Raw genomic sequence first — 19511 nt, 5'->3', positions numbered from 1 at the left:
GAGGACATTCACATCATGAGCATCATCGAGAACACCGAAGACCTCGGCGTGTTGCGTTTCATCACCGCGGGCAGCGTCGACGACGGCAAGAGCACGCTGATCGGCCGCCTGCTGTACGACAGCAAGGCCGTGCTGTCCGACCAGCTGTCCGCGCTGTCGCGCGCGAAGAACAAGCGCACGGTCGGCGACGAGCTGGATCTCGCGCTGCTGACCGACGGCCTCGAAGCCGAGCGCGAGCAGGGCATCACGATCGACGTCGCGTACCGCTACTTCGCGACCGCGAAGCGCAAGTTCATCATCGCCGACACGCCGGGCCACGAGCAGTACACGCGCAACATGGTGACGGGCGCGTCGACCGCGCACGCGGCGATCGTGCTGATCGACGCGACGCGCATCACCGTCGAGAACGGCGTCGTGCAACTGCTGCCGCAGACCAAGCGCCACAGCGCGATCGTCAAGCTGCTCGGCCTGCAGCACGTGATCGTCGCGATCAACAAGATGGACCTCGTCGACTACAGCGAGGCGCGGTTCAACGAGATCCGCGACGCGTACGTCGCGCTCGCGAAGCAGCTCGGCCTGACCGACGTGCGCTTCGTGCCGGTGTCGGCGCTGAAGGGCGACAACATCGTCGGCGCGAGCGAGCGGATGCCGTGGTACGCGGGCGAGCCGCTCCTCGACGTGCTCGAGTCGCTGCCGGTCGAGACGCAGGCGCATGACGCGCTGCGCTTCCCGGTGCAGTGGGTCGCACGCCAGGACGGCAGTTCGGCCGACGATTTCCGCGGCTACATGGGCCGCATCGAGTCGGGCGAAGTGAAGGTCGGCGACAAAATCGTGGTGCTGCCGTCGAACCGCACCGCGACGGTTGCCGAGATCGTCGCGCCGGTGCCGGGCGGCACCGCGGCGGTTGCGCACGCGTTCGCGGGCCAGACGGTGACGATCCGTCTCGAAGAGGACGTCGACGTGTCGCGCGGCGACATGTTCGTCACGACCGCCGAGCCGGTCGAGCCGGCCAAGAAGCTCGAGGCCGACCTGTGCTGGTTCGACGAGGCGCCGCTGTCGCCGCAGCGCAAGTACCTGCTGAAGCAGACCACCAGCACGGTGTTCGCGAAGATCGGCGCGGTCAAGCAGGTGCTCGACGTGCATACGCTGTCGCACGCGACCGACCGTCAGGAACTGAAAATGAACGACATCGGCCGCGTGGCGCTGACGCTGCAAAAGCCGATCGTCTGCGACACGTACGATGCGCACCCCGGTACGGGCGCGTTCGTGCTGATCGACGAGGCGACGCATCACACGGTCGCCGCGGGCATGATCCGCGCGTTCTCGGCGTAATCGTCAATCTGCGCGGCGGCGAACCGGCCGCCGACGCAGGACCCTAGCGAAGCGACACACATGGGCAAGGTATATCTGATCGGAGCAGGACCGGGCGCGGCGGACCTCATCACGGTGCGCGGCATGCGGCTGCTCGAGCAGGCCGACGTCGTGCTGCACGACGCGCTCGTCGAGCCGGCGATGCTCGACTATGCGCCGAACGCGCGGAAGATCGCGGTCGGCAAGCGCTGCGGGCAGCGCTCGACCGCGCAGCATTTCATCAACAAGCAGGTCGTCGATGCGGCGCGCGAGCATGCGTGCGTCGTGCGGCTGAAGGGCGGCGATCCGATGCTGTTCGGCCGCGCGGAAGAGGAAATGCGCGCGCTGGAGGCGGCCGGCATCGACTACGAGGTCGTGCCGGGCATCACCGCGGCGCTGGCCGGCGCGGCGACGCTCAAGCGTTCGCTGACGTTGCGCGGCGTGTCGCGCAGCGTCGCGTTCGCGACGCACAGCCGCGCGCCGGGCAGCGACGAGATTCGCGAAGCCGCGCGTGCCGATTCGATCGTCTACTACATGGGCCGCGACAGCGCGCCCGGCATCGCGCAGGAATTGATCGACGCCGGCCGTGCACCTGCGACGCCCGTGGCGATCGTCGAGGCCTGCAGCACCGCACGCGAACGCACGCTGACGCTGACACTCGCGCAGATGGCGGCCGGCGACGCGCAGGCGTGGCTCGATCCCGCGGAACCGAGCCTGCTGATGATCGGCGATGCGTTCGCCGAACGCGCACGGCAGGCGCAGGCGGGTGCGCCGGTGCGCCATGCCGCCTGAGCACGGCTCGAACGCGGTCCGAAACGAAAAAAGCGCCGGCAGATGCCGGCGCTTTTTCTTTGGGTACGGCGAAGGCGCGGGCGGCTACACGTCGCCGCCGAGCTGGTCGATGCAATAGCGCGCGACCGCGTCGAGCACGCCGTCGTCTTCGCCGACGGCCGTCGCGCAGCGGATCTCGACGCCCGGATGCGCGGCGCGGCATGCATCGACGAGCTGCGGCAGGTCGCGGCGCACGTGGCCGCCCTGGCCGAAGAACACGGGCACCACGGTGATGCGCGCGCAGCCGGCCGCGACTTGTGCGGCCACGGCCTCACCGAGCGACGGCGTCATCAGTTCGAGGAACGCGAGCGACACGTGCGTGGCAGAGGAGCCGGCGCCGCGCAGCCGCGCGGCGAGCCGCTCGAACGGCTCGGCCCAGCGCGGGTCGCGGGCGCCGTGGCCGAACAGGACGATACCGTGCGAACTCATGTGGAAGCCTCCGTCGTGACGGCGCTCAGTGCCGGTCGACCCACTTGAGCGCGAACAGGCCGAGCGCGAGATAGATGAGGCCCGGCGTCGCGGCGGTGAGCGGCGCGGGCCACGTGTTCAGCGTGCCGATGTGCGAGAACAGCGTGTTGAGCAACTGGAAGCTCATGCCGAGCATGATGCCGCCGAACACCTTCACGCCGACCACGCCCGCCCGCGTGTGCAGGTACGCGAACGGCAGCGACAGCACGAGCATCACGAACACCGCGAACGGATACAGCAGCTTGCGCCACAGCGCGATGTCGTAGCGTTGCGTGTCCTGCTGGTTCTCGCGCAAGTGCTGGATGTAGCGGAACAGGTTGATGATCGACATGCGTTCCGGCGACACGAGCAGCACCGACAGGATCTGCGGCGTCAGGTCGGAGCGCAGCCGGTATTCGGGCAGCGACACCTGCTGCGACCGGTACACGGGGTTCAGCGCATCGGCCGGCTGGCCGGTGATCGGCTTGATCGGCGTCAGCTCCGTCTCGGTGACGCCCTTCAGCAGCCAGTGGCCGGGCGGCTCGTAGCGGCCCGTCTGCGCGATCCGCACGTTCTGCAGCTGGAATTTCGAGTCGAATTCGTAGATGCGCACGTTGCTGATCGTCGAGTCGGGCGACAGGCTGCCGACGTTGACGAAGCGCGTGACCTGCTCGCCGTTCTCGCGGGCGGCGAGCGTGTCCTTGACCCACACGCCGGACTGGAAGTTCGACGACACCGAGGCGCCGAGCGCCTGCAGCCGCACGCGTTCGGACAACTGGTCGGCGTACGGGCCGACGAATTCGCCGATCAGGTAGGTGACGATCACGAGCGGCACGCCGATCTTCAGCAGCGAGCGCAGCGCCTGGTTGGTCGCGAGGCCCGACACGCGGAAGATCGTGAATTCCGAGTTCGCGGCCATCTGCGCGAACACGTAGATCGCGCTGATCAGCGCGGCGACCGGGATGATCTCGTAGAAGCGCGACGGCGTCTGCAGCGCGACGCGCAGCACCGCGTAACCGAACTTGTAGTTGCCGTGCCCGACCGAGTTCAGCTCGCTGATCAGGTCGAAGAAGAAGAACAGACCCGAGAACGCGAACAGGATGAAGACGAACGTGATGTAGATCTGCCGCGCGAAGTATTTTTCATAGAGCCGCATCGATCATGCTCCCGAGCGGCCGAACAGCGCGCGTGTCAACAACGGACGATTGCGCACGCGCAACCAGAAAATGAACGCGACGATCGCCGCGACGACCACATGCAGGCCGACGAGGCCGACGCCGAACGACATCTTGCCCTGCTCGATCTGCGCCTGCACGACGTTCAGCAGGTTCGAGTACGTGAGGTAGATCAGCACGGCCATCACGAGGTTGATCGTGCGGCTGCGGCGCGGGTTCTGGTACGACAGCGGGATGCCGAGCACCATCAGGTTGATCGCGATCAGCGGCAGTCCCGCGCGCCACGCGAATTCCGCGAGATTGTCGCGCGTCGGGTTGCGCAGCAGGTCGGGCGTGGGCGTGCTGTTGGTGGTCTGCACGTTGGTGACCGGCTTGCTCGTGATCTTCACGCCGTAGCGCTCGAACTCCATGATCTTGAAGTTCGGCTGGCCGGGCGTGCCGTCGTAGCGGCGGCCGTCCTCGAGGACGACGAAGCGATCGCCGTCCTTCGAGGTTTCCGTATGGCCTGTTTGCGACACGACCACGTTGACCTTGCCGTTTTCCGTCGACGTGACGAAGACGTTCTGGACCTTGCTCTGGTCCGGCGACATCTTCTCGATGAAGAACACGCGATGGTTCGCGGCCGATTCGCGGAACTGGCCCGGCGCGAGCAGCGAGATTTCGTCGCGCTGCTGGAAGCGCGCGCGGATCATCTTGCTCTGCTGGTTCGACCACGGCCAGCCGACGAACGCGAAGAAGGTGATCAGCAGGATGATCGGCGTGGCGAACACGCCGATCGGCTTGATGAGGCGCGTGAGGCTCACGCCCGACGCGAGCCACACCACCATTTCGGAGTCCCGGTACCACCGGGTCAGCACGAACAGGATCGACACGAACAGCGTGACGACGAGCATCACGGCGAGGTAGCCGATCACGGTCAGGCCGATCAGCACGAGCACGTCCCGCGGATCGATTTCGCCGGACGCGGCGTAGCCGACGATGCGAATCATCATCGTCGTGAGCATGATCGTGAGCAGCACCATGAACACGGCGCCAGCCGTATACGCAAGCTCGCGCTGGAGGGAGCGTTCGAAGATCATTCTTGATGAGAAGAGGGCGGGAGGCTGCGCACGCGTGGTGGAGCGCTCGCGCCGCCACGGGAAAAATAGCGGATAATTGCGGCTTTCATCCTTAGCCCAGATTTTATCCGAGGACAAGCGCGATGGACTTTAGCATAAAAGGCTGTGATTGGAGCAAAGGCGAGGCCAAGGGGTTCCTGACCGGGAAGTCCGACTGCATCGTGCTCGGCATCTTCGAGGCGCAGACCCTGTCGGGCGCGGCGCTCGACATCGACACGGCCACCAAGGGACTGATCTCGCGCGTGGTGAAGGCCGGCGACATGGACGGCAAGCGCGGCAAGACGCTGTTCCTGCACGAAGTGTCGGGCATCGGCGCGTCGCGCGTGCTGCTCGTCGGGCTCGGCAAGCAGGATGCTTTCAATCAGAAAGCCTATAACGATGCGGCGACGGCCGCCTGGCGCGCGCTGCTGGCGACCAAGGTCGTCCAGGTCACGTTCTCGCTCGCGCAACTGCCGGTCGACGAGCGCAGCTCCGACTGGGGCGTGCGCGCCGCGATCCTCGCGCTGCGCAACGAGACCTACCGCTTCACGCAGATGAAGAGCAAGCCGGAACCGGCGTCGCACACGCTCAAGCGCGTCGTGTTCAGCGTCGACCCGGCGGACGAAAAGGCCGCGAAGGTCGCGGTCAAGCAGGCCGTCGCGCTCGCGAACGGGATGGATCTCACCCGCGACCTCGGCAACCTGCCCGGCAACGTCTGCACGCCGACCTATCTCGGCAACACCGCGAAGAAGATCGCGAAGGATTGGGGCCTGAAGGCCGAAGTCCTCGGGCTCAAGCAGATCCAGGCGCTGAAGATGGGGTCGTTCCTGTCGGTGGCGCGCGCGTCGGTCGAGCCGCCGCAGTTCATCGTGCTGCACTACCAGGGCGCCGCCGCGAAGGCCGCGCCGGTCGTGCTGGTCGGCAAGGGCATCACGTTCGACACGGGCGGCATCTCGCTGAAGCCGGGCGAGGGCATGGACGAGATGAAGTACGACATGTGCGGCGCCGGCTCGGTGCTCGGCACGATGCGTGCGGTCGCCGAGATGGGCCTGAAGATCAACGTCGTCGCGATCGTCCCGACCTGCGAGAACATGCCGGGCGGCAATGCGACGAAGCCGGGCGACATCGTCACCAGCATGAAGGGGCTGACGATCGAGGTGCTGAACACCGACGCCGAAGGCCGCCTGATCCTGTGCGACGCACTTACCTATGCCGAGCGCTTCAAGCCGGCCGCCGTGATCGACGTCGCGACGCTGACGGGCGCGTGCGTGATCGCGCTGGGCGGCCACAACAGCGGGCTGTTCTCGACGAACGACGCGCTCGCGGGCGAACTGCTCGACGCGTCGCGCGAGGCGAACGACCCGGCATGGCGCATGCCGCTCGACGACGAGTACCAGGATCAGCTGAAGTCGAATTTCGCGGATCTCGCGAATATCGGCGGGCGCCCGGCCGGCGCCGTGACGGCCGCGTGCTTCCTGTCGCGCTTCACCGAGAGCTATCCGTGGGCCCACCTCGACATCGCGGGCACCGCATGGAAGGGCGGTGCCGCGAAGGGTGCGACGGGCCGTCCGGTGCCGTTGCTCGCGCAGTTCCTGATCGACCGCGCCGGCCAGTGATGGCGGGGCTGACGACGCTGCGGGTGCGCGGGCAATGACGCGGATCGATTTCCACTCGAACGTCGGCGATTCGCTCGCGTACGCGTGCCGGCTGCTGCGCAAGGCCTATCAGGCCAGGCAGCCGGTCGTCGTGCTCGCCGAGCCCGCACGCCTGCGCGCGCTCGACGAGCGGCTCTGGACGTTCTCGCCGCTCGATTTCATCCCGCATTGCGGCGTCGACAGCGAGCATGCAGCCGGCACGCCGATCGTGCTGGCCGCCGATCTCGACCGTGCGCCGCATCATCACGTGCTGCTGAACCTCGGCGCGACCGTGCCCGCGCAGTTCGCCCGCTTCGAGCGCCTGCTCGAGGTGGTCGGCAACGCGCCGGACGAGCTGGCTGCGGGCCGCGACCGCTACCGGTTCTATCGCGACCGCGGTTACGCGCTGAACAACTACAAGCAGGGCGGCTAGCCGCAACCGTCGACGGAGTGTTCCCGTGACAGAAGCCGATTCATCCTCGATCCCGACACTGACCGACGTGCTGGTGCCGGGCAAGCCGGCGTCGGCGCGTTCGTCCGCGTCCGCCGCGCCCCAACCGCACGACAGCGCGGCCATTCCGGTGCTAACCGACGTGATCGCCCCGGGCGCCGCCGGTGCGGCGCCGGCTGATTTCCGTCAAACCGAAGCCGACCCCGAATCCGTCGTGGTCGAGCCCATCCCCACGCCGCACGTGCCGGCCGTCGAGTTGCCCGGTGATGCGGCGACGGCCGCCGTCGCGGGCGAGACCGATGCACCGGCCGAACCCGGCGCCGCGGAGCACGTGGTCGCAGAAGACGCGGCCGCGATGACGGCGCCGTTGCGCTCGTCGCTGATCGATGACGACCTGCCGCCGCACACGTTCGCCGCGATTGCGCCCGAAGCGGTTGCGCACGCGCCTGACACGGCGATGCCGCAGGCGGACCTGCCGAGTGCAGCGCCGCAGCCGGATAAGCAGGTCGCAGCCGGACTGACGCCGGAAGATGCGCAGCACATCGCCGAGCGGCTGCGCAATCGGCTGACGAATTATCTGACCGGGGCGGGGCGCGACGCCATCGAAGCGCGCTGTCGCGATGCGCTGCACGAGCATTCGGCCTGGCTGGTCGGCCAGATCACGCGCGAAGTCGCCCTCGCGCTGGAAACCGAGGTGATGGACTGGGTGCGCGATGCGGTCGATGAAGAGATCGCCCGCCGTCGCGTCGGTCATTCCGGCTGAACGACCGATTATTCGCGCTGGCGAAAAAGAGGGGGCGGGGCCGGTAAGGGCCTGCGAAGGCGCCGCAGAGGTGTGGGCCGGCCAGTACCGGGCCGCCTTCTTGCTGCGCCCTGCACACGGCGCGGGTACGCCGCGCGAGTATCCGATTCAGCGGACCGACAGCACCCACTGGGCGAGCGTGTGGGCTTCGATGCTCGTCAGTTGTGTATTGGCGGGCATCGGCACGCTGCCCCATACGCCGACGCTGCCTTTCACGATTGATTGCGCCAGATAATCGGCGGCGTCGCCGCGCGCCGCGTACTTGCCGGCGATGTCGTGGAACGACGGGCCCATCAGCGGCTTGCCGATTGCATGGCACGCCATGCAGTTCTTGCGCTGCGCCAGCGCGAGCCCGTCGGTCTGGTCGGCACGCGCCGCAGCCGCGCTGCCGGTCAGCAGCGCGGCGAGCAGCACGCGCAATATCGTCTGTTTCATGCGGTTCTCCGCCGGCGGGGACGGCCGGCTTCATGGTCCGCGCATTATAGAAGCAAAGGGGAAGCACGTTTTGCGCGTTCCCGGCGGCCTCGTTTATCGGGGTCGCATGCCTTGGGGCCCTGCTTCAACCCGTGACCGCTCCCTGGTTCGCCGGTCGGGCGAGCGCCGCGAATTTCGCGAGCACCCCGCGCGTATAGCGCGGCGCCGGCTGTCGCCACGCGGCACGGCGCCGTGCGAGTTCCGCCTCGTCGACGTTCAGTTGCAGCAGCAGCCGGTGCGCGTCGATCGTGATCGAATCGCCTTCCTGCACCAGCGCGATCGTGCCCCGACGAACGCCTCCGGCGCGACGTGGCCGACCACCATGCCCCAGGTGCCGCCCGAGAAGCGTCCGTCCGTGATGAAGCCGACCGATTCGCCGAGCCCCTTGCCGATGATCGCGGAAGTCGGCGCGAGCATTTCCGGCATGCCGGGGCCACCCTGCGGGCCGAGGTAGCGCAGCACGAGGATGTCGCCCGCGCGAATCCGGTCGCCGAGGATCGCGTCCATCGCGCTCTGTTCGTCGTCGAACACGCGCGCCGGGCCCGTGATCACCGGGTTCTTCAGGCCGGTGATCTTCGCGACCGCGCCGTCTTCCGCGAGATTGCCCTTCAGGATCGCGAGGTGGCCTTCCTTGTACAGTGCGCGGTCGATCGGGAAGATCACATGCTGGTCCGCGCGCGGCACGGCCGGCACGTCCTTCAGCTCGTCGGCGATCGTGCGGCCGGTGATCGTCATGCAGTCGCCGTGCAGCAGCCCTGCATCGAGCAGGATCTTCAGCACCTGCGGAATCCCGCCGGCCCGGTGCAGGTCGGTCGCGACGTATTGTCCCGACGGCTTCAGGTCGCAGATCACCGGCACGCGCTTGCGAACGCGCTCGAAGTCGTCGATCGTCCAGTCGACTTCGGCCGCGTGCGCGATCGCGAGATAGTGCAGCACCGCATTGGTCGAGCCGCCGGTCGCCATGATCACCGACACCGCGTTCTCGATGGATTCCTTCGTGATGATGTCGCGCGGCTTCAGGTCGCGCTTCACCGCCTCGACCAGCACGCGTGCCGATTCGGCGGCCGAATCGACTTTTTCCTGGTCGGGGTTCGCCATCGTCGACGAATACAGCAGCGACATCCCGAGCGCCTCGAACGACGAACTCATCGTGTTCGCGGTGTACATGCCGCCGCACGAACCCGACGTCGGGCACGCGTTCTTCTCGACGCCTTCGAAGTCTTCCTGCGACATCCGGCCTGCGGTGAATTCGCCGACGGCCTCGAACGACGACACGATCGTCAGGTCGCGGCCCTTCCAGTTGCCCGGGCGGATCGTGCCGCCGTACACGTAGATGCCCGGCACGTTGAGGCGTGCGAGCGCGATCATGCCGCCGGGCATGTTCTTGTCGCAGCCGCCGACCACCACCACGCCGTCCATCCACTGGCCCTGCACGCAGGTCTCGATGCAGTCGGCGATCACTTCGCGCGACACGAGCGAGTACTTCATCCCTTCGGTGCCCATCGACATGCCGTCCGAAATCGTCGGCGTGCCGAAGATCTGCGGGTTCGCGCCGGCCGCCTTCACGGCATCCACGGCCGCGTCCGACAGGCGCTGCAGGCCGGAATTGCACGGCGTGATCGTCGAGTGGCCGTTCGCGATACCGACCATCGGTTTATCGAAATCGTCCTTCTGGTAGCCGAGGGCGTAATACATCGAGCGGTTCGGCGAACGGGCCACGCCTTGCGTGATGTTCTTAGAGCGGCGGTTGTACGACATGGGGAGCTCCATCGTTGTTTTGGCGACGCCGGCGCGACCGGTGCGCCGGGTGGATCAACCAAGCATGGAGTTTCCGTTCTGGGATGTCCAATATATTATTTGTCGCTTATTAAGTCGTTTTGCGAATGAGTCGAGCATGGCCGATCCTACCCCCGACCTGCGCCAGTGGCGCTATTTCGTCACCGTCGCCGATGAGCGCCATTTCGGGCGCGCGGCCGAGCGCCTGTCGATGACGCAGCCGCCGCTGTCGCAGGCGATTCGCGCGCTGGAGGACGCGTTGGGGGTCGCGCTGTTCGTGCGCACCAAGCGCTCGGTGGCGCTGACGGCGGTCGGCGCGGCGCTGCTGCCGGACGTGCGCCGGCTGCTGGCGTCGGCCGACGCGCTGCCGCCGCTCGCGCGGCGGCTCGCACGCGGCGAGGCCGGCTCGCTGTCGCTCGCGTTCGTGTCGACCGCCGACTACGGGCTCTTGCCGTCGTTGCTGCATGCGTTCGGCGCGCGCTATCCGCAGGTGCGGCTGCAACTTGCGGAAGCGACGAGCGACGTGCAGATCGACGAACTCGTCGCCGGGCGCATCGATGCCGGGCTCGTCATTCCGCCCGTACCGCCGCGTCACGCGGCCGGATTGTCGTACCTGCCCGTCGTGCGCGAACCGCTGGTGGTCGCGATGCCGGCCGGGGCATCCGATGCGCCGGAGGACGCGCCCGTGCAGCTCGCCGAGGTCGCCGCGTTGCCGCTCGTGATCTTCCCGCGTCGTTTGGCGCCCGGCTTTTATGACATCATTACGGGCTGCTACGGCGCGGCGGGGGAAACTCCGCACATCGGCCAGGAGGCGATCCAGATGCAGACGATCGTCAGCCTCGTGTCGGCCGGCATGGGCGTCGCACTGGTGCCGCAATCGCTGCGTAACCTGCGGCGCACCGGCGTGGTCTACCGGCCGCTCGCCGGCCCTGCGCCGGTCGTCGAGACGGGCCTCGTGTGGCGCACCGGCGACGTGAGCCCCGTGCTCGCCGGCTTCATCGACGTCGTGCGCGCGCAAGGTCTTGCCGCGTGACGTGAACGATGGCGCGCGCGCCCCGTCCAACGCGCGGTGCCGCACATGTGCGACGGCCGTACCGTATTCGAAAACTTCTTCGCTAACCCATGATCATTCACCCGAATTTCGACCCCGTTGCGATCCATCTCGGGCCGCTGGCCGTGCGCTGGTATGGCCTCATGTATCTCGTCGGCTTCATCGCGGCGATCGTCGTCGGCCGGATCCGCCTGAAGCTGCCGTACGTCGCGGCGCAGGGCTGGACCGCGAAGGACATCGACGACATGATGTTCTACGGCGTGCTCGGCACGGTGCTCGGCGGCCGGCTCGGCTACGTGCTGTTCTACAAGGCCGATTTCTATTTCTCGCATCCGCTCGACGTGTTCAAGGTGTGGGAAGGCGGCATGTCGTTTCACGGCGGCTTCCTCGGCGTGACGCTCGCGATGATGCTGTTCGCGTGGCAGCGCAGGCGGCACTGGCTGCAGGTCACCGATTTCGTCGCGCCGATGGTGCCGTTGGGGCTCGCGGCCGGGCGGCTCGGCAACTTCATCAACGGCGAACTGTGGGGCCGCGTGACCGATCCGACGGCGCCGTGGGCGATGCTGTTCCCGGGCGCGATGCGCGACGATGCGGCATGGCTGCCGAAACATCCGGAACTCGTCGAGAAGTGGCATCTCGCGGACGTGTTCATGCAATACCAGATGCTGCCGCGCCATCCTTCTCAGCTCTATGAAATCGCGCTCGAAGGTATCGCGCTGTTCTTCGTGCTGTTCCTGTTCGCGCGCAAGCCGCGGCCGATGGGTGCGATATCCGCGCTGTTCCTGATCGGCTATGGCCTCGCGCGTTTCACGGTCGAGTTCGCGCGCGAGCCCGACGACTTCCTCGGCCTGCTCGCACTCGGCCTGTCGATGGGGCAGTGGCTGTCGCTGCCGATGATCCTCGCCGGTATCGCGATGATGATCTGGGCGTATCGCCGCCGCGCGGCGAATGTGAATGCGGCTGCTTGAAATGGCTACATGAGGTGGCTGCATGAGGTGGCCGCATGACGCAGTATCGATGCACGCGCGCCTGGCGCGCGCAGCGGTCACCCCGATGCACATGAAAACGCCGGCCCTCGGGCCGGCGTTTTTCGTTTCCGACGACTGCGCGATGCGCGTTACTTCATCTGCACCGAGCCGTTGACGGTGACCGATACGGTGGCCTTGCCGCCTTCGACCGCGATCGGCGCGCTCATCTTCGCGCTGTCCATCGGCGCCGCGGCCATCGCCATCATGCGCGTGTACGGCTGCACGTTGCGGCCGCTGCCGACGTTCACGTCGCGGATCGTGTAGCTGCTGTAGCCGAACGCCTTCGCGGCTTCGTCCGCGCGGGCGCGGAACGACTTGATCGCCTCGGTCGTGAGCTTCTGCTCGGCCGTGCGCTGCGCTTCCGGCGACAGCGAGAATTCGACGTTTGCGACCTGCATCAGGTTCGACAACTGGCCCGCCAGCTTCGACGCCGCGGCGAAATCGCGCGACTCGAGCGCGACCTCGGTGCGGCCGCGCCATGCGGAGATCTTGCCGTCGCGATCGGTGCTCGGATACACGGAGAACGCGCCCGTGTGCGCGGTGACGCCCGACACGCCCTTCGCCTGCGACAGCGCCGCGTCCGCGCGCTGGTTCAACTGCGCGGTGAGGCTGCCCGGGTCCTTGGCCTGCTGCTCGTAGAACAGCGTGATGTGGATGATGTCCTGCGGCACGTCGGCACTGGCCTGCGACGACAGCGACAGCACGCCCGCCGGCTCCGGAAAGTGCGGGTTCGCCGCCTGCGCGTGCGCGGCGGGCGATGCGAGCGTCAGCGCGACGGGAACGGCGGCGGCGAGGGCGAGCGACAGCGCGAGTGCGGATTTCTTGGTCATTGTTGGACTCCTTGTGCGAGGGCGCGCACGCGGATCACGCGTGCGCGACGCGGGCGTACCGCGCGACGAAAAAACGACAGCCGGCCCGATTGGCCGACAGCGGTTGCTTAGGCTGCGCGAATGCTCCGCGAGTTCCGTTGCGGCAACGCGTACTGACCGGATTTGACGTTTGGCGCGCGCCTACTTCATCAACTTTTCGGTGATGAATCGCCATTCCGCCCGCGTGACGGGCGTGATCGACAGCCGGTTGCCGCGCGCGAGCACGCGCATGTCGGCGAGCTCGTCGTGCTCGCGCAGCGCGGCGAGCGGCACGAGCGGCGACTTCTTCACGAAGCGCACGTCGACGAGCAGCCAGCGTGGCGCTTCCTGCGTCGATTTCGGGTCGTAATAGGGGCTTTTCGGATCGAACTGCGTGGGATCGGGGTAGGGCGTCGACGATACTTCGGCGAGGCCCGCGATGCCCGGCTCGGGGCAGCTGGAGTGATAGAACAGCACGCCGTCGCCGATCTTCATCGTGTCGCGCATGAAATTGCGCGCCTGATAGTTGCGCACGCCGGTCCACGGCAGCGAGCGCTGCGGTGCGTTGGCGAGATCGTCGATGCTCGCTTCGTCCGGTTCGGACTTCATCAGCCAGTATTGCATGGTCGTGATCGACGCAGAAAAAGGCCGCTACAAAAGAAAACGGCACCGGGACTTTCCCGATGCCGTTGGATAGGCCCCCGCCTTGGCCGCTAGGCCGGCATCCTGAACCTGAGGTTCAGAATTGGTCGCAGTTAGCAGCACTTCGGGTACATCAGACAGAGTGACGCGCGCGCCCGTGCTACAAATTTCCGCAACCGTGCACATGGCATTGGTTCAAGGAATATATGACCTTGGCGAACCAGGCAGGGAAGCTGACTGAACTGTGATTCGATGCGCCAATTTGACCACCGTTGATCGTCGAGATCAAGCGGAATCGACGTATCGTTTGAAACGTTACTGCGTCTCGTGCTGTGCGAGCACCGCGCCGAGCTGTTCGTTCATCTGGTGCATTGTACGACGGATTTCCTCGGCCGGAAATGCTTCACCGTGCCGCACGCTCGTTTGCAGTCGCAGCAATTCCGATGCAAGCGACAGCGCCGCCATCACCGCGATGCGGTCGGTGCCGCGCACCGAGCTGTTCGAGCGGATTTTCGACATCTCGGCGTCGACGCGCGCGACCGCTTCGAGCAGCGCCGCTTCGGTCTCGGCCGAACAGGCGAGTCGATAGGGCTGACCGAGAATCGAGACTTCGATCTGCTTGGTGCTCATGCATGTTCTCCGTGGCTGGCCGCGTCATCGCCATCCGTGCGCGCCTGCGCATCGAGCAGGTCGAGCTGGTTGTCGGCTTGCTCCGCGCTCTTCGAGCGCGGCAGCTTTTCGAGAATCGCGTTCAGTTTCACCTGGGCGTCGTCGATCTTCGCCGACAGTGTGTCGCGCTCGGCCGCGAGCGCATTGCGTTCGTCGCGCAGCTGCGCGAGTTCCGCGCGGACCGTGTCCGCTTCCGCGCGCAATTGCGCGACCTGCTCCTCGAGCGCGAGCCGTTCCGAGTGATAGCGCTTGTTCAGCGAAATCAGACGGCCAATATTTTGAGATAGGGTTTCGAGTTCGTTGAGCATTTGCTGCGTCCTCTAAAGACCCAGCATTTTAGCGCGGAATAACGCGCAATCCGACATCTGTAACGTTTCCAGTCGTAACACCCCGGCTTCTTGCCGCGAATAGGCGTGTCCCGCGCCGCTCCGGACGCTTCCTTGACGCTCGCGCGACCGCCTCCTAAACTGGCGCCGCCTCGGTGCTCGCGCGCAGGACGCGCGGTTAAACGGGAAGCAGGGTGCGGCTCCGCGAGCGTGCCAACCTGCGCTGCCCCCGCAACGGTAAGCGGCTGCGTCGTGTGACGCAGGCCGGCTCGGGTGCGTTTCGCGTGCAGGTCGCATGCGGGCGCGGGCCACTGCGCGTCATCGCGCGGGAAGGCGAGCCGGTCCGCCGCCAGCCCGGATACCGGCCGAGACGGGGAGCCCGCACGGGCTTCATGACGCGCGACCTGCGGGGAAGCAGGGCGCGCAATGTTTCACGGAACGTTCTTCGATGCCGACCCCAATCGTCCGCCCCGCGCCCCTGTCGCGCCCGGCCGGCTGCCGCAAGCGGATGCGCCGCGCGTCGTGCGCGCGGCCGTGCGCGGCATGAGCGCCGCACGCGCCACCGTCATCTGGGCCGCGCTGGCCGCGTTGGTCTCGCTGCTGTTCGTCGCGTCGCTGTCGATCGGCAGCGTGCCGATGTCGCCGTGGCAGGCGCTCGCATCCCTCGTGCCGCACGGCGGCGACACCCTGTTTGCCGACATCGTCCGGACGCTGCGCCTGCCGCGCGCGCTCGCGGGTTTCGCGTGCGGCGCGCTGCTCGCGCTGGCCGGCGCGTTGTTGCAGGTGCTGCTGCGCAATCCGCTCGCGGAGCCGTACGTGCTGGGCGTGTCCGGCGGCGCGGCCGGCTTCGCGCTCGTCGCGATGATCGCGGGCGGCGCATGGTGGCTCGTCGACGCATCCGCGTTCGCCGGTTCGCTCGTATCGGTCGCGCTGGTGCTCGGTCTCGCGCGGCGCGAGCTGTGGCGGGGCGAATCGCGCGACGCGTCGCCGCGGCTGCTGCTCACCGGCGTCGTGATCGCGGCGGGGTGGGGCGCGTTCGTCACGCTGTTGCTGTCACTCGCGCCCGACGCGCGGCTGCGCGGCATCATCTTCTGGCTGACGGGCGACCTGAACGGCGCGACGGCGCCGTGGTTCGCGTGGGGCGCGCTGCTGCTGAGCGCAGGCGTCGCGCTGCCGGTCGCGCCGCAACTGAACGTGCTGCTGCGCGGCGATGCGACCGCGCTCGCGCTCGGCGTGCCGGTCGCGCGGTTGCGCGTGCGGATCTATCTCGTCGCGTCGCTGGCCGCCGCGGCCGCGGTGACGACGGCTGGCACGATCGGCTTCGTCGGCCTCGTCGTGCCGCATGCATTGCGGCTCGCGTTCGGCAACGACCAGCGGATGCTGCTGCCGGCCGCGATGCTCGCGGGCGGCGGCGGCGTGATGGCGGCCGACCTCCTCGCGCGTACCGCGATCGCACCCGCGCAATTGCCGGTCGGCGTGATGACCGCGTTGATCGGCGTGCCGGTGTTCCTGTGGATGTTGCTGAGGAGGCCGATGCGATGACGGGCCCCGCACTGAACGCCGCCGCCGGCGACCTGCACTACAGGGCCGTCGACCTGACGCTGAAGGCCGGCGCGCGCACGTTGCTCGACCGCTTCACGCAGGCGTTCGGCCCTGGCGAGATCTGGTGCGTCGCCGGGCCGAACGGTGCGGGCAAGACGACGCTGCTCGCCACGCTCGCGGGATTGCAGCCGCCGGCCGGCGGACACGTCGAGATCGACGGCCGGCCGCTTGCCGCGTGGCGCCCCGAGCCACTCGCGCGGCGCCGCGCGCTGATGCCGCAGCAATTGCACGATGCGTTCAGCGCGACCGTGTTCGACACGGTGCTGCTCAACCGCTTTCCGTATCTCGGCGGCTGGGGCTGGGAGCGCGACGACGACCGCGCGGCCGCGCGCGCTGCGCTCGCGACGTTCGACCTGAGCCCGCTCGCGTCGCGCGACGTGATGTCGCTGTCGGGCGGCGAGCGGCAGCGAGTCGCGCTGGCCGCGACGCTGTGTCAGGATGCACCGCTGATGCTGCTCGACGAACCGCTCGCGCATCTCGACCTGCATCACCAGATCGATTGCCTCACTGCGCTGGCCGCCTGGCTCGCGGCAGCCCCGCGCACGATATTGTTTTCGTGTCACGACCTGAATCTCGCGCGGCGCTTCGCGACACATGCGCTATTGCTCGACGGCCGTGGCCATGCGTCGGCCGGCCTCGTGCACGATGTATTGACGCCCGAGCGCGCGAGCGACGCGTTCGGCTATCCGCTCGTGCTGATCCGCGAGAATGGCCGCGATGCGCTGCTGCCGGCATGGCCTGCGCGACAATGACCTTTCCTGTTCCGATTTTTTCGATGCGCGGCGCCAGCCGCGCCCACGACCCGGCTCCTCGATGACGACTCCCACCCCATTCCCGCCCGCGATCGCGCCGCTCGACGACGCGCTGCGCAAGCGCCTCCAACAGGTGATCGACCACAAGACCAAGCCACCGGGTAGCCTCGGCCAGCTCGAGGCGCTCGCGCTGCAGATCGGCCTGATCCAGCTAAGCGAGCGACCGGTCGTGCAGCGTCCGGTGACGATCGTGTTCGCGGGCGACCACGGGATCGCGGCCGAAGGCGTCAGTCCTTATCCGCAGGCGGTGACCGCCCAGATGGTCGCGAACTTCCTGGCCGGCGGTGCGGCGATCAATGCGTTTTCGGGCGTCGCGCAGAGCACGCTCGAGATCGTCGATGCGGGCGTCGCGTCGCCGCTGCCGCTGTCGGACCGGCTGGTGTCGCTGCCGGTCGCGCGCGGCACGCGCAACTTCGCGACGGAGCCGGCGATGACGCGTGAAGAAGCGATGACGGCGCTGGCCGCTGGCGCGGGGCGGGTACGCCTGCACGCGTCGCTCGGCACGAACGTGATCGGTTTCGGCGAGATGGGGATCGCGAACACGTCGTCGGCCGCCTGCCTGATGAGCCGCCTGCTCGACGTGCCGATCGATGCCTGCGTGGGCCGCGGCACGGGCCTCGACGACCAGGGTCTCGCGCACAAGCGCGCGGTGCTCGGCCGCGCGCTCGTCAAGCACTCGCATGCGATCGCGCCGCTCGACGTGCTCGCGACGTTCGGCGGCTTCGAGATCGCGATGATGACGGGCGCGTACCTCGCGGCCGCGAGCGAGCGGATGACGATCCTCGTCGACGGCTTCATCGCGACGGCCGCGCTGCTCGTCGCCGAGCGCATCGCGCCCGGCGTGCGCGACTACTGCGTGTTCTCGCATACGTCGCACGAGGCCGGGCACCGGCGCATGCTCGAGCATTTCGGCGCGAAACCGCTGCTCGCGCTCGACCTGCGCCTCGGCGAAGGCACGGGCGCCGCGCTCGCGCTGCCGCTGGTGCGCGCGGCGGCTGCGTTCCTCAGCGAGATGGCGAGCTTCGAGTCCGCCGGCGTCGACAATCGTGACGCCTGAGCGCGCGCGCGGCATACGGGCCGAACTGCGCTACTTCTTCGTCGCGCTCGGCTATTTCACGCGCGTGCCCGTGCCGCGCTCGATCGGCTACGCAGCCGGCGATCTCGATCAGGCCGCGCGCTATTTCCCGCTCGTCGGCGCCTGCGTGGGCGCGTGGGGCGCGCTCGTCTATCTCGTCGCACTGCGCGTGCTGCCCGCGTCGATCGCGGTCGGGCTGTCGATGGCCGCGACGCTGCTCGCGACCGGCGCTTTCCACGAAGACGGCCTCGCCGACAGCTGCGATGCGTTCGGCGGCGGTTACACGCGCGACGACGTGCTGCGCATCATGCACGATTCGCGGATCGGCACGTTCGGCGCGGTCGCGCTCGTGATCGCGCTCGGCCTGAAATGGCAGGCGCTGACGTCGATGTTGCCGCTGCGCGCCGCATGGACGATGATCGCCGCGCATGCGGCGAGCCGCGCGATGGCCGTGAGCCTGCTGATGTCGCTCGACTACGTGCGGCCCGAAGGCAAGGCGAAGCCGGTCGCGCAACGGATGGGCGCACGCGCGGCGTGCATCGCGGCGGTGTTCGGATTGCCGTGGTTGTTCTGGCCGGACTGGCGCATGGGCGTTGCCGCATGCGTGGCGCTCATGCTCGTGCGCGCGTGGCTGGCCCGCTATTTCGTGAAGCGGATCGGCGGTTATACGGGCGACTGTCTCGGCTTCGCGCAGCAACTGGGCGAACTGACGATCTATCTGGTGGCGCTCGGATGGACATCGTCCTGATCCGTCATCCGGCCGTCGGCGTCGAGCCGGGCGTCTGCTACGGACGCAGCGACGTGCCGCTCGCCGAATCGGCCGATGGTGGTGCGCAGGCCTCGCGTGCGCATCTGGCGGAACTCGGTGCGCCGTTGCCCGAGCAGGTCTGGACGAGCCCGCTGACACGCTGCGCATCGATTGCCGAACGGCTCGCGCTGACCTTCGACGTACCGCTGCGGCGCGATGCCGACTGGCAGGAAATGGATTTCGGTGCGTGGGAAATGCAGCGCTGGGACGATATCGACCGCGCGGCGCTCGATGCATGGGCGGCCGACCTGATGCATGCGTGCGCGCACGGCGGAGAAAGCGTCGCGCGATTCGTCGCGCGGGTCGCACGGCAGGCCGATGCGCTTGCGGCGTTTGACGGGCCGCAATGGGTCGTCACGCATGCGGGCGTGGTCCGCGCATTCGCGTCGCATGTGTTGCGCGTGCCGCTCGATACGCTGCTGTCGCGGCCGGTGCCGACCGGCGGAGTCGTGTGGCTGCGCACGGACGACGGCACGCGCACATGGGAAGTCGTGCACTGGGACGCATAGGTGCACTTGCGTCTGCAAGCGAACGACGCGGCACACGGATCGATCTGCGCTCGGGCCCCGGACGCATCCGGCCTCGATGCGCGATGAACGCGCGAGCCGCCGCG

20 protein-coding genes, 1 other RNA gene, 1 pseudogene and 1 riboswitch are annotated in these 19511 nt (G+C 67.9%); of the genes and pseudogenes, 12 read left to right on the top strand and 10 right to left on the bottom strand.

Annotated features, from left to right (window positions below):
• Positions 1 to 15: 15 nt before the first annotated feature.
• Complete coding sequence (locus SY91_RS15525) at positions 16 to 1332, top strand: sulfate adenylyltransferase subunit 1 (protein WP_006478077.1); 1317 nt, start codon at positions 16 to 18, stop codon at positions 1330 to 1332.
• A gap of 60 nt (positions 1333 to 1392) precedes the next feature.
• Complete coding sequence (gene cobA / locus SY91_RS15520) at positions 1393 to 2142, top strand: uroporphyrinogen-III C-methyltransferase (protein ID WP_006478078.1); 750 nt, start codon at positions 1393 to 1395, stop codon at positions 2140 to 2142.
• Between the two features lie 84 nt (positions 2143 to 2226).
• Here the strand turns inward: cobA and SY91_RS15515 are convergent, their stop codons facing one another.
• From SY91_RS15515 to lptF, 3 genes are read right to left on the bottom strand one after another with little or no spacing between them, the layout of a single operon-like run.
• Positions 2227 to 2610 (bottom strand): sirohydrochlorin chelatase, encoded by a 384-nt coding sequence (locus SY91_RS15515; protein WP_006478079.1) that lies wholly within the window; start codon positions 2608 to 2610, stop codon positions 2227 to 2229.
• Positions 2611 to 2635: 25 nt separating this feature from the next.
• A complete protein-coding gene (gene lptG / locus SY91_RS15510; RefSeq protein WP_011694364.1) occupies positions 2636 to 3784 on the bottom strand; it encodes an LPS export ABC transporter permease LptG in 1149 nt (382 codons plus the stop codon).
• A 3-nt stretch (positions 3785 to 3787) separates the two neighbouring features.
• A complete protein-coding gene (gene lptF, locus SY91_RS15505) occupies positions 3788 to 4882 on the bottom strand; it encodes an LPS export ABC transporter permease LptF (RefSeq protein WP_011694363.1) in 1095 nt (364 codons plus the stop codon).
• A 122-nt stretch (positions 4883 to 5004) separates the two neighbouring features.
• Here lptF and SY91_RS15500 point away from each other — a divergent pair, with 122 nt between their 5' ends.
• Genes SY91_RS15500 through SY91_RS15490 form a run of 3 tightly spaced genes read left to right on the top strand, consistent with a single transcriptional unit; the run spans position 5005 to position 7748 of the window.
• A complete protein-coding gene (locus SY91_RS15500; protein ID WP_006478082.1) occupies positions 5005 to 6516 on the top strand; it encodes a leucyl aminopeptidase in 1512 nt (503 codons plus the stop codon).
• Positions 6517 to 6550: 34 nt separating this feature from the next.
• Complete coding sequence (locus tag SY91_RS15495; protein ID WP_023477178.1) at positions 6551 to 6967, top strand: DNA polymerase III subunit chi; 417 nt, start codon at positions 6551 to 6553, stop codon at positions 6965 to 6967.
• 25 nt (positions 6968 to 6992) lie between these two features.
• Entirely contained in the window at positions 6993 to 7748 is a 756-nt protein-coding gene (locus SY91_RS15490; protein ID WP_023477177.1) for a DUF2486 family protein, read from the top strand.
• Between the two features lie 147 nt (positions 7749 to 7895).
• Here SY91_RS15490 and SY91_RS15485 read toward each other — a convergent pair whose 3' ends face one another.
• A complete protein-coding gene (locus SY91_RS15485; protein WP_023477176.1) occupies positions 7896 to 8222 on the bottom strand; it encodes a c-type cytochrome in 327 nt (108 codons plus the stop codon).
• A gap of 124 nt (positions 8223 to 8346) precedes the next feature.
• Positions 8347 to 10019 (bottom strand): annotated as a pseudogene (gene ilvD / locus SY91_RS15480) (dihydroxy-acid dehydratase).
• Positions 10020 to 10155: 136 nt separating this feature from the next.
• Between ilvD and SY91_RS15475 the strand changes: the two are divergent.
• Positions 10156 to 11070: a LysR substrate-binding domain-containing protein gene (locus SY91_RS15475; protein ID WP_023477173.1), complete on the top strand. Its 915-nt coding sequence runs from the start codon at positions 10156 to 10158 to the stop codon at positions 11068 to 11070.
• A gap of 89 nt (positions 11071 to 11159) precedes the next feature.
• On the top strand, positions 11160 to 12056 hold the full coding sequence (lgt, locus tag SY91_RS15470; RefSeq protein WP_023477172.1) for a prolipoprotein diacylglyceryl transferase: 897 nt from the start codon (positions 11160 to 11162) through the stop codon (positions 12054 to 12056).
• Positions 12057 to 12205: 149 nt separating this feature from the next.
• On the opposite strand, the gene SY91_RS15465 is transcribed toward lgt, so the two are convergent.
• The 5 genes from SY91_RS15465 to SY91_RS15445 all read right to left on the bottom strand — a co-directional run bounded on the left by SY91_RS15465 (position 12206) and on the right by SY91_RS15445 (position 14583).
• Positions 12206 to 12946, bottom strand: coding sequence for an SIMPL domain-containing protein (locus SY91_RS15465; RefSeq protein ID WP_006478089.1), 741 nt, complete (start codon positions 12944 to 12946; stop codon positions 12206 to 12208).
• Positions 12947 to 13126: 180 nt separating this feature from the next.
• Positions 13127 to 13588, bottom strand: a complete 462-nt coding sequence (locus tag SY91_RS15460; protein WP_006478090.1) for an EVE domain-containing protein — start codon at positions 13586 to 13588, stop codon at positions 13127 to 13129.
• A 70-nt stretch (positions 13589 to 13658) separates the two neighbouring features.
• Positions 13659 to 13840: non-coding RNA, 6S RNA (gene ssrS / locus SY91_RS15455), on the bottom strand.
• Between the two features lie 81 nt (positions 13841 to 13921).
• A complete protein-coding gene (locus SY91_RS15450) occupies positions 13922 to 14236 on the bottom strand; it encodes a cell division protein ZapA (RefSeq protein ID WP_006478091.1) in 315 nt (104 codons plus the stop codon).
• Positions 14233 to 14583: an ATPase gene (locus SY91_RS15445; RefSeq protein WP_006478092.1), complete on the bottom strand. Its 351-nt coding sequence runs from the start codon at positions 14581 to 14583 to the stop codon at positions 14233 to 14235. The genes SY91_RS15450 and SY91_RS15445 overlap by 4 nt, the downstream gene beginning before the upstream one ends.
• A gap of 154 nt (positions 14584 to 14737) precedes the next feature.
• Positions 14738 to 14986: riboswitch (cobalamin riboswitch) on the top strand.
• A gap of 41 nt (positions 14987 to 15027) precedes the next feature.
• On the opposite strand from SY91_RS15445, the gene SY91_RS15440 reads away from it, so the two are divergent.
• The 5 genes from SY91_RS15440 (at position 15028) to cobC (ending at position 19407) form a co-directional block, all read left to right on the top strand.
• Entirely contained in the window at positions 15028 to 16143 is a 1116-nt protein-coding gene (locus SY91_RS15440) for a FecCD family ABC transporter permease (RefSeq protein ID WP_006478093.1), read from the top strand.
• Entirely contained in the window at positions 16140 to 16955 is an 816-nt protein-coding gene (locus SY91_RS15435; RefSeq protein ID WP_006478094.1) for an ABC transporter ATP-binding protein, read from the top strand. Before SY91_RS15440 ends, SY91_RS15435 begins: the two co-directional genes overlap by 4 nt.
• A 61-nt stretch (positions 16956 to 17016) precedes the next feature.
• Positions 17017 to 18072 (top strand): nicotinate-nucleotide--dimethylbenzimidazole phosphoribosyltransferase, encoded by a 1056-nt coding sequence (cobT, locus tag SY91_RS15430; protein WP_023477171.1) that lies wholly within the window; start codon positions 17017 to 17019, stop codon positions 18070 to 18072.
• On the top strand, positions 18062 to 18838 hold the full coding sequence (locus SY91_RS15425; protein ID WP_006478096.1) for an adenosylcobinamide-GDP ribazoletransferase: 777 nt from the start codon (positions 18062 to 18064) through the stop codon (positions 18836 to 18838). Before cobT ends, SY91_RS15425 begins: the two co-directional genes overlap by 11 nt.
• On the top strand, positions 18823 to 19407 hold the full coding sequence (gene cobC / locus SY91_RS15420) for an alpha-ribazole phosphatase (RefSeq protein WP_006478097.1): 585 nt from the start codon (positions 18823 to 18825) through the stop codon (positions 19405 to 19407). The genes SY91_RS15425 and cobC overlap by 16 nt, the downstream gene beginning before the upstream one ends.
• Positions 19408 to 19511: the final 104 nt, after the last annotated feature.

It is taken from the genome of Burkholderia cenocepacia, assembly GCF_014211915.1.
GTDB lineage: Bacteria > Pseudomonadota > Gammaproteobacteria > Burkholderiales > Burkholderiaceae > Burkholderia > Burkholderia orbicola.
This window is presented reverse-complemented; position numbering and strand designations above follow the sequence as displayed.